At 51.4% G+C, this 430-nt stretch carries 1 protein-coding gene; it reads right to left on the reverse strand.

From position 1 onward, the window contains the following. Positions 1 to 430: 30S ribosomal protein S3 (rpsC, locus tag N6G83_RS54570; RefSeq protein ID WP_260524449.1), on the reverse strand; the 430-nt coding region annotated here is incomplete at both ends.

The following is a 430-nucleotide window of genomic DNA, read 5'->3' on the forward strand; positions in this document are numbered from 1 at the left end:
ATCGATATCCGCACGCAGTGTATGCAACGGAACACGACCTTCACGGTACCATTCGGTACGCGCGATTTCAGCACCGCCAAGACGGCCGCTTACTTCAACTTTGATACCTTTAGCGCCAAGACGCATTGCGTTCTGTACAGCACGCTTCATAGCACGACGGAACATAACACGACGTTCCAGCTGTGAAGTGATGCTGTCAGCAACCAATTTTGCGTCCAGTTCCGGTTTACGGACTTCGGCGATGTTAATTTGCGCAGGAACGCCAGCGATATCCGCTACGACCTTACGCAGTTTTTCGACATCTTCACCTTTCTTGCCGATAACGATGCCAGGACGAGCGGTGTGAATAGTCACACGGATGCTCTTCGCTGGACGCTCGATAACGATGCGAGAAACGGAAGCTTTCGCCAGTTCTTTAGTCAAGAATTGG

It is taken from the genome of Serratia sp. PL7 (assembly GCF_945957435.1).